8 protein-coding genes are annotated in these 8390 nt (G+C 55.1%); 6 read left to right on the forward strand and 2 right to left on the reverse strand.

The genetic code is table 11. The annotated features are described in order from the left end of the window. Window positions 1-202 precede the first annotated feature (202 nt). The 6 genes from rbsD to rbsR all read left to right on the forward strand — a co-directional run bounded on the left by rbsD (window position 203) and on the right by rbsR (window position 6057). The gene (rbsD, locus tag IPZ49_RS20650; protein ID WP_003862392.1) at window positions 203-622 is read left to right on the forward strand and encodes a D-ribose pyranase; all 420 of its coding nucleotides are present in this window, start codon (window positions 203-205) and stop codon (window positions 620-622) included. A 7-nt stretch (window positions 623-629) separates the two neighbouring features. After that, window positions 630-2135: a ribose ABC transporter ATP-binding protein RbsA gene (gene rbsA / locus IPZ49_RS20655; RefSeq protein WP_022649867.1), complete on the forward strand. Its 1506-nt coding sequence runs from the start codon at window positions 630-632 to the stop codon at window positions 2133-2135. 4 nt (window positions 2136-2139) lie between these two features. After that, window positions 2140-3105, forward strand: a complete 966-nt coding sequence (rbsC, locus tag IPZ49_RS20660) for a ribose ABC transporter permease (protein ID WP_022649866.1) — start codon at window positions 2140-2142, stop codon at window positions 3103-3105. Window positions 3106-3132: 27 nt separating this feature from the next. Next, complete coding sequence (rbsB, locus tag IPZ49_RS20665) at window positions 3133-4023, forward strand: ribose ABC transporter substrate-binding protein RbsB (RefSeq protein ID WP_003862397.1); 891 nt, start codon at window positions 3133-3135, stop codon at window positions 4021-4023. A 108-nt stretch (window positions 4024-4131) separates the two neighbouring features. Then, window positions 4132-5061 (forward strand): ribokinase, encoded by a 930-nt coding sequence (gene rbsK / locus IPZ49_RS20670; RefSeq protein ID WP_003862399.1) that lies wholly within the window; start codon window positions 4132-4134, stop codon window positions 5059-5061. Between the two features lie 3 nt (window positions 5062-5064). Continuing rightward, window positions 5065-6057 (forward strand): ribose operon transcriptional repressor RbsR, encoded by a 993-nt coding sequence (rbsR, locus tag IPZ49_RS20675; protein ID WP_074143179.1) that lies wholly within the window; start codon window positions 5065-5067, stop codon window positions 6055-6057. Here the strand turns inward: rbsR and mdtD are convergent. Beyond that, on the reverse strand, window positions 6023-7456 hold the full coding sequence (gene mdtD / locus IPZ49_RS20680) for a multidrug transporter subunit MdtD (RefSeq protein WP_022649863.1): 1434 nt from the start codon (window positions 7454-7456) through the stop codon (window positions 6023-6025). The genes rbsR and mdtD overlap by 35 nt on opposite strands. Beyond that, window positions 7453-8160, reverse strand: a complete 708-nt coding sequence (locus tag IPZ49_RS20685; protein WP_023298937.1) for a FadR/GntR family transcriptional regulator — start codon at window positions 8158-8160, stop codon at window positions 7453-7455. The genes mdtD and IPZ49_RS20685 overlap by 4 nt, the downstream gene beginning before the upstream one ends. Window positions 8161-8390: the final 230 nt, after the last annotated feature.

Raw genomic sequence — 8390 nt, forward strand, 5'->3', positions numbered from 1 at the left:
TGGGGAACCCTCAGCCCACAGGGAGAGGGCGCAAACATAAAAAACGGTAACCTGACGGTTACCGTTTTGCATTTACCTCCTTTGCATTTCACTTAGCGAAACGTTTCGACGCCGATCACAAATCCGTTACGTCATGATGGTTTTCTGAACACTTCTGCGGCTACACTGTTTTTAGCGAAACGTTTCGCTAGTGGAGCAAAAAATGAAGAAAGGCACAGTACTCAACTCAGAAATATCATCGGTAATTTCCCGTCTTGGGCATACCGATACGCTGGTGGTTTGCGATGCAGGCTTACCGGTTCCGCGCAGCACAACCCGTATCGATATGGCGTTAACGCAGGGCGTACCCTCGTTCATGCAGGTACTGGAAGTCGTGACGGCGGAGATGCAGGTTGAGGCGGCCATTCTCGCGGCGGAAATCAAACAACATAATCCGCAACTCCACGAAACGTTGCTCAGCCACATTGAGCAACTGCAACAGCACCAGGGAAACACCATAGAAATTCGTTACACAACGCACGAGCAGTTCAAACAACAAACCGCAGACAGTCAGGCGGTGATTCGCAGCGGGGAGTGTTCCCCGTATGCGAATATCATTCTCTGTGCTGGCGTCACCTTCTGAGGCCATCATGGACGCATTACTGCAACTCAAAGGGATCGATAAGTCGTTCCCGGGCGTTAAAGCCCTCTCTGGCGCGGCGCTGAACGTCTATTCCGGGCGCGTAATGGCGCTGGTGGGCGAAAACGGCGCCGGTAAATCCACCATGATGAAAGTGCTGACCGGTATCTACCAACGCGATGCCGGTTCGCTCTTATGGCTGGGTAAAGAGACCACCTTCAACGGCCCGAAATCTTCTCAGGAAGCGGGCATTGGCATCATCCACCAGGAGCTGAACCTGATCCCGCAGCTCACCATTGCGGAGAACATCTTCCTCGGCCGTGAGTTCGTGAACCGGTTTGGCAAAATCGACTGGAAAACCATGTATGCCGAAGCGGACAAACTGCTGGCGAAGCTGAATCTGCGCTTTAAGAGCGACCGACTGGTGGGCGACCTTTCCATCGGCGATCAGCAGATGGTGGAGATCGCGAAGGTGCTGAGCTTCGAGTCGAAGGTCATCATTATGGATGAACCGACCGACGCCCTGACCGATACCGAAACCGAATCCCTGTTCCGCGTGATCCGTGAGTTGAAATCCCAGGGGCGCGGCATTGTCTATATCTCTCACCGCATGAAAGAAATTTTCGAGATCTGCGACGACGTCACCGTCTTCCGCGACGGGCAGTTCATTGCCGAGCGTGAAGTGGCCACGCTGACCGAAGATTCGCTGATTGAAATGATGGTGGGACGTAAGCTCGAAGACCAGTATCCGCGTCTGGACAAAGCGCCAGGAGAGATCCGCCTGAAGGTGGATAACCTCTGCGGGCCGGGTGTGGATGACGTCTCCTTTACCCTGCGCAAGGGCGAGATCCTTGGCGTCGCGGGCCTGATGGGCGCGGGACGTACCGAACTGATGAAAGTGCTCTATGGCGCACTGCCGCGCACCAGCGGCTACGTTACCCTTGACGGCCATGAGGTGGTCACCCGCTCGCCGCAGGATGGCCTGGCGAACGGCATTGTCTATATCTCCGAAGACCGTAAGCGTGACGGCTTAGTGCTGGGCATGTCGGTAAAAGAGAACATGTCCCTGACCGCGCTACGCTATTTCAGCCGCAGCGGCGGCAGCCTGAAACACAAAGATGAGCAGCAGGCGGTCAGCGATTTTATCCGTCTCTTTAACGTTAAAACCCCATCGATGGAGCAGGCGATTGGCCTGTTGTCCGGCGGTAATCAGCAGAAAGTGGCGATTGCCCGCGGGTTGATGACTCGCCCGAAAGTACTGATCCTCGATGAGCCAACTCGCGGCGTTGACGTGGGCGCGAAAAAAGAGATCTATCAGCTGATTAACCAGTTCAAGGCCGACGGTCTGAGCATCATTCTGGTCTCTTCCGAGATGCCAGAAGTATTAGGCATGAGCGATCGCATTATCGTCATGCATGAAGGGCATCTCGGTGGTGAATTCACTCGCGAGCAGGCCACCCAGGAAGTTCTGATGGCTGCCGCTGTGGGCAAGCTTAATCGCGTGAATCAGGAGTAAGAAGATGACTACCCAGGCTGTTTCTGGTCGCCGCTATTTCACAAAGGCATGGCTGATGGAACAAAAATCGCTGATTGCCCTGCTGGTGCTGATCGCGATTGTCTCGACCATGAGCCCGAACTTTTTTACCGTTAATAACCTGTTCAATATTCTTCAGCAGACCTCCGTCAACGCCATTATGGCGGTGGGGATGACGCTGGTGATTTTGACCTCGGGTATCGATCTGTCCGTCGGTTCCCTGCTGGCGCTCACCGGCGCGATTGCCGCGTCGATTGTCGGTATTGAGGTCAACGCGCTGGTAGCCGTTGCTGCTGCGCTGGCGGCAGGCGCGGCAATTGGCGCGGTAACCGGCGTGATTGTGGCAAAAGGCCGCGTACAGGCGTTTATTGCCACGCTGGTGATGATGCTGCTGCTGCGCGGCGTCACCATGGTGTACACCAACGGTAGCCCGGTGAATACCGGCTTTACCGAAAACGCCGATCTGTTTGGCTGGTTTGGTATCGGACGCCCGCTGGGTATCCCGACGCCAGTCTGGATCATGGCTATCGTCTTCCTGGCGGCGTGGTACATGCTGCATCATACCCGTCTGGGTCGTTATATTTATGCGCTGGGCGGTAACGAATCGGCAACGCGTCTGTCCGGTATTAGCGTCAACAAAGTTAAAATTATCGTTTACTCCCTGTGCGGTCTGCTGGCATCTCTGGCGGGCATCATCGAAGTGGCGCGCCTCTCTTCCGCGCAGCCAACGGCGGGTACGGGCTATGAGCTGGATGCCATCGCGGCAGTGGTTCTGGGTGGTACGAGCCTTGCGGGCGGTAAAGGTCGCATTGTTGGGACATTGATCGGCGCACTGATCCTCGGTTTCCTGAATAATGGCTTGAATTTGTTAGGTGTTTCCTCCTATTACCAGATGATCGTTAAGGCAGTGGTGATTTTGCTGGCGGTACTGGTAGACAACAAAAAACAGTAACTGACGACACTACAGGACATCTTAGATATGAACATGAAAAAACTGGCTACCCTGGTTTCTGCTGTCGCGCTGAGCGCAACCGTAAGTGCTAACGCCATGGCGAAAGATACCATCGCGCTGGTTGTCTCTACCCTGAACAACCCGTTCTTCGTCTCCCTGAAGGATGGCGCGCAGAAAGAAGCAGACAAACTGGGTTACAACCTGGTGGTGCTGGATTCTCAGAACAACCCGGCGAAAGAGCTGGCTAACGTTCAGGACTTAACCGTTCGTGGTACCAAAATCCTGCTGATCAACCCAACCGATTCCGACGCGGTCGGTAACGCCGTGAAGATGGCAAACCAGGCGAAGATCCCGGTAATCACCCTGGACCGTCAGGCGACCAAAGGCGACGTTGTTAGCCATATTGCGTCTGATAACGTACTGGGCGGCAAAATCGCCGGTGACTACATCGCGAAGAAAGCAGGTGAAGGCGCGAAAGTGATCGAGTTGCAGGGTATCGCCGGGACTTCCGCGGCCCGTGAACGTGGTGAAGGTTTCCAGCAGGCTGTAGCGGCGCACAAATTTAACGTGCTGGCGAGCCAGCCGGCAGACTTCGACCGTACAAAGGGTCTGAACGTCATGCAGAACCTGCTGACCGCGCATCCTGATGTGCAGGCGGTATTCGCACAGAACGACGAAATGGCGCTCGGTGCGCTGCGTGCGCTCCAGACTGCGGGTAAATCAGATGTGATGGTTGTCGGATTTGACGGCACGCCGGATGGTGAAAAAGCAGTAAATGATGGCAAACTGGCTGCGACCATTGCTCAGCTGCCTGAGCAGATTGGCGCGACTGGCGTGCAAACTGCCGATAAAGTGCTGAAGGGCGAAAAAGTTCAGGCCAAATATCCTGTTGACCTGAAACTGGTCATTAAGCAGTAAAGGCGATTCAGGCAGTCGCTGGCTGCCTGAGGGACACCAAATAAAAGAAAAGTGTGGCATACGCCACCGGGTAATACCGGTGGCGCTCTCAGATGGACACCTCAATACATGAAAACCGCAGGCAACCTCGTCGTCCTTGGCAGTATCAATGCCGATCACATTCTTAACCTTGAAACGTTCCCCACTCCGGGCGAAACCGTCACCGGCAATCAGTATCAGGTCGCGTTCGGCGGTAAGGGTGCAAACCAGGCAGTTGCCGCCGGACGCAGCGGGGCAAATATCGCGTTTATCGCCTGTACGGGTGATGACGATACCGGCGAGCGCGTACGCAAACAGCTGGCAAGCGACAACATCGACATCGCACCCGTCAGCGTGGTTGCAGGGGAATCTACCGGCGTGGCGCTGATTTTCGTCAATGCGGAAGGTGAGAATGTCATCGGTATTCATGCGGGGGCTAATGCCGCGTTAACGACTGAACGCGTCGAAGCGCAGCGTGGGATCATCGCCGGAGCGGAAGCTCTGCTGATGCAGCTAGAGTCACCGGTTGAAAGCGTGCTGGCCGCTGCGAAAATTGCGCATGAAAATCATACGTCTGTCGTACTTAACCCGGCGCCTGCCCGTGTATTATCAGACGAGCTGCTGGCGCTGGTGGATATCATCACCCCGAACGAAACCGAAGCGGAAAAGCTGACGGGTATCCGTGTCGAAAATGATGACGATGCCGCGCGTGCCGCGCTTGCGCTGCATGATAAAGGCATCGGCACCGTGATCATCACCCTCGGCAGCCGTGGGGTGTGGGCAAGCGTCAATGGCGAAGGCCGTCGCGTGCCGGGCTTTAAGGTCAAAGCCATTGATACCATCGCCGCAGGAGACACCTTCAACGGTGCGCTGGTAACGGCGCTGCTGGAAGGAAAAGCAATGGATGACGCGATTCGCTTCGCGCATGCCGCCGCTGCGATTGCGGTGACGCGTAAAGGCGCTCAGCCTTCTGTTCCATGGCGTAAAGAGATTGATGAATTCTTAAGTCAGCAGGGGTAACGCTTGGCCACAATGAAAGATGTCGCCCGTATGGCGGGCGTTTCTACCTCGACTGTCTCCCACGTTATCAATAAGGATCGCTTCGTCAGCGAGGCGATTCGGGAGAAAGTTGACGCTGCAATTAAAGAACTCAACTATGCGCCGTCTGCGCTGGCCCGCAGCCTGAAGCTTAACCAGACGCGCACCATCGGCATGCTGATCACCGCCAGTACCAACCCTTTTTATTCTGAACTGGTGCGCGGCGTGGAGCGCAGCTGCTTCGAGCGCGGCTACAGCCTGGTGCTGTGCAATACCGAAGGCGATGAGCAGCGCATGAACCGAAACCTGGAGACGCTGATGCAAAAACGCGTCGACGGGCTGCTGCTGCTCTGTACCGAAACGCATCAACCCTCGAAAGAGATCATTCAGCGCTACCCTTCTATTCCTACGGTCATGATGGACTGGGCGCCGTTCGATGGCACCAGCGATCTGATCCAGGATAACTCGCTGCTGGGTGGCGATATGGCGACCCAGCATCTGATAGATAAAGGCCATACCCGCATCGCCTGTATTACCGGCCCGCTGGATAAAACCCCGGCGCGCTTGCGTCTGGAAGGCTATCTTTCGGCCATGGAACGGGCGGGGCTTGCCATTCCTGATGGCTATCGCATCACCGGCGATTTCGAATTTAATGGTGGATTTGAAGCAATGCAGAAACTGCTGGCGCAAGAGTCGCGCCCGCAGGCGGTGTTTATCGGTAACGATGCGATGGCATTCGGAGCTTATCAGGCGCTGTATCAGGCGGGATTACGTGTTCCGGACGACATGGCGATCGTCGGTTATGATGATATCGAACTGGCGCGCTACATGACGCCGCCGCTGACCACCATTCATCAGCCGAAGGATGAACTGGGTGAGCTGGCCATCGATGTGTTGATCCACCGCATGGCTCAGCCCACGCTGCAACAGCAACGTTTGCAGCTTACTCCTGTTCTGATGGAACGCGGTTCGGTTTAGCCTTATCTTTATGACGCTCTTTAATCAGGTTCCGGCCGTCTTTTGGTTTTAACAACATAAAGACCACCGCCGATACCACGGTAAGCGCGCCCATGGTGATAAAGGTATAGTGGAACTGCTCAACGGTATTTGTACCGTCAAACCCTTCATAAAACCGCAGTACCGCCGCGCTCACGGCAACCCCGAGGCTGATCGACAGCTGTTGAGTGACCGCCAGTACGCTGTTGCCGCTGCTGGCATTCTCGTCGGTGAGGTCCCCAAGGGTGATGGTGTTCATCGACGTAAACTGCGTCGACATGGCCATACCCAGCACAAACAGCGGCAGGATCAGCATCCAGATGGGTAACGCCGCAGATTGCAGGGAGAACTGCGCAATCATCAATCCAATAAAGATCGTCACGCCAACCAGCGTCTTACGATAGCCAAACCAGCGCAGCACCTGCGTGACCGTCGATTTTGCCAGAATTGAGCCCATCGCTGTGGGGGCCATCATGCAGCCAGCAATCAGGGCCGGATAGCCGAAACCGACCTGGAGCATCAGCGGCATCAGGAACGGTACGCAGCCCGTGCCCAGACGCGAGGCAATATTGCCCGCGATCCCGACGGAAAACGTTCGGGTGTTAAACAGAGATAAAGAGATAAGCGGTGTCGGATGGCGACGCGCATGACGGATATATAGAAGGAACAGCAGAATACCGCTAAGAATGATGGCCAGCGCCAGCCACGTCGCTACGATTTTCTCGCCAAACAGCTCCATCCCGCTGGAGAACAGGACCAGGCTCAGGCCAAACAGGAAGAAGCCGCCCATATCAAAGCTGCGTCGTGGTGTGGTGAAGTTCGGCATATATTTGCGGGCATAGATTAGCCCTGCCACACCAATCGGAATATTAATCAGGAAGATCCAGTGCCAGCTTGCCCAGGTCACCAGTACGCCGCCGAGAACCGGGCCAAGTATCGGGCCGACCAGCCCCGGCATAGTCACAAAGTTGAGCACCGGGAGCAGTTCGCTGCGCGGATAGGCGCGCAATAACGCCAGACGCGCGACGGGCATCATCATCGCGCCGCCTATCCCCTGTAGAACGCGGAAGATAACCAGTTCCGTCAGAGAGGTAGAGAGGGCGCAAGCCAGAGAACCGAGGGTGAACAGCGTCACCGCCAGCATAAACACTTTGCGCGTGCCGAAACGATCGGCCAGCCAGCCGCTGACCGGAATGAGCATCGCCACCGTCAGGGTATAACTGATGATGGCGGATTGCATCGCCAGTGGGGAGCGGTTAAGGCTTTGGGCTATTGCGGGAAGGGCGGTATTGAGGATAGTGGCATCCAGTGCCTGCATAAAGAACGCCATGGCTGCAATCCACGGCAATCCGGCCATACTGCGTGCTTTTTTCTCTGTCATTTATTTACCTGCTGGTGGGTTGGCGCGGCCAGCAACGCCTGGCACGCACTCAGGGCTCGCTGCCCGTCGCTTTCCTGAATGGCATCGACTATCGCCTGATGCAGATCCAGCTTCACCACCTCATCCTGTGTGATAGAGGCAAAGTAAGTGTGGTACACAGAATGGAATAAAGAAGCAAAGGAGGTCAGGAAAGGATTTCCGCTCATATTATAGATATGTTCATGCCAGGCCATATCGACCTCTATCCAGCGCTCGCGGTTAAAGTGCTTTTTCAGATCCACCATCTCTTCCATAAAAGTATTGAGCTGCGCTTTTTGCTCTGCTGTGCCGAGCGTGGCGGCAAGCAGACAGGCCTGAGGCTCAAGACTGCTGCGCATGACCAGAAAGTGATCGACGACCTGATTAAAGTTATCTTCGGTCATCCACCAGGTGAGTAACTCCTGATCGAGAAAGTTCCAGTTCCCCTGAGGCATAACGCGGGTGCCAATGCGCGGGCGTGGAAGCACCATCCCTTTCGCCGTTAATGTTTTTACCGCTTCGCGAACGGCGGTACGGCTTACACCAAACTGATCCCCCAGCTCCATCTCGCTGGGCAGGATGCTACCTGGGGCATATTTACCCGCTAAGATCAGCTGAGCCAGCTTTTCTGCCAGCACATAGGACAGGTTTTTTTGAGCTGCCAGCTGTTGTGCGCTTAATGGCATCGCTTTTATTCCTTAAATATTGATGCGGCTAATTATGCCATCTCAGGTGTGATTGTGGTTGCAGATACATCAATTAGAACAATTTGTAGCTTGATCTCATCGCTTTTGGTGAAAAAAAACACGGTCAGAAACTTTTTTTAAATTACCTCTTGTCACTTCAGAAGAACTCCCTATAATGCGCCTCCACTGACACGGAACAACGGCACGCAAGCCGCCGGGTCAGCAGAGAA

Origin of the sequence: Enterobacter cloacae complex sp. S2 (assembly GCF_015159675.1) — a bacterium.
Taxonomy (GTDB): Bacteria; Pseudomonadota; Gammaproteobacteria; order Enterobacterales; family Enterobacteriaceae; genus Enterobacter; species Enterobacter intestinihominis.

Bases quoted from the DNA above. Each gene is read 5' to 3' on its own strand.
- rbsK (WP_003862399.1), top strand. From the start codon at position 4,132: ATGAAAACCGCAGGCAACCTCGTCGTCCTTGGCAGTATCAATGCCGAT.
- rbsB (WP_003862397.1), top strand. From the start codon at position 3,133: ATGAACATGAAAAAACTGGCTACCCTGGTTTCTGCTGTCGCGCTGAGC.
- rbsD (WP_003862392.1), top strand. From the start codon at position 203: ATGAAGAAAGGCACAGTACTCAACTCAGAAATATCATCGGTAATTTCC.
- rbsC (WP_022649866.1), top strand. From the start codon at position 2,140: ATGACTACCCAGGCTGTTTCTGGTCGCCGCTATTTCACAAAGGCATGG.
- rbsA (WP_022649867.1), top strand. From the start codon at position 630: ATGGACGCATTACTGCAACTCAAAGGGATCGATAAGTCGTTCCCGGGC.
- IPZ49_RS20685 (WP_023298937.1), bottom strand. From the start codon at position 8,160: ATGCCATTAAGCGCACAACAGCTGGCAGCTCAAAAAAACCTGTCCTAT.
- mdtD (WP_022649863.1), bottom strand. From the start codon at position 7,456: ATGACAGAGAAAAAAGCACGCAGTATGGCCGGATTGCCGTGGATTGCA.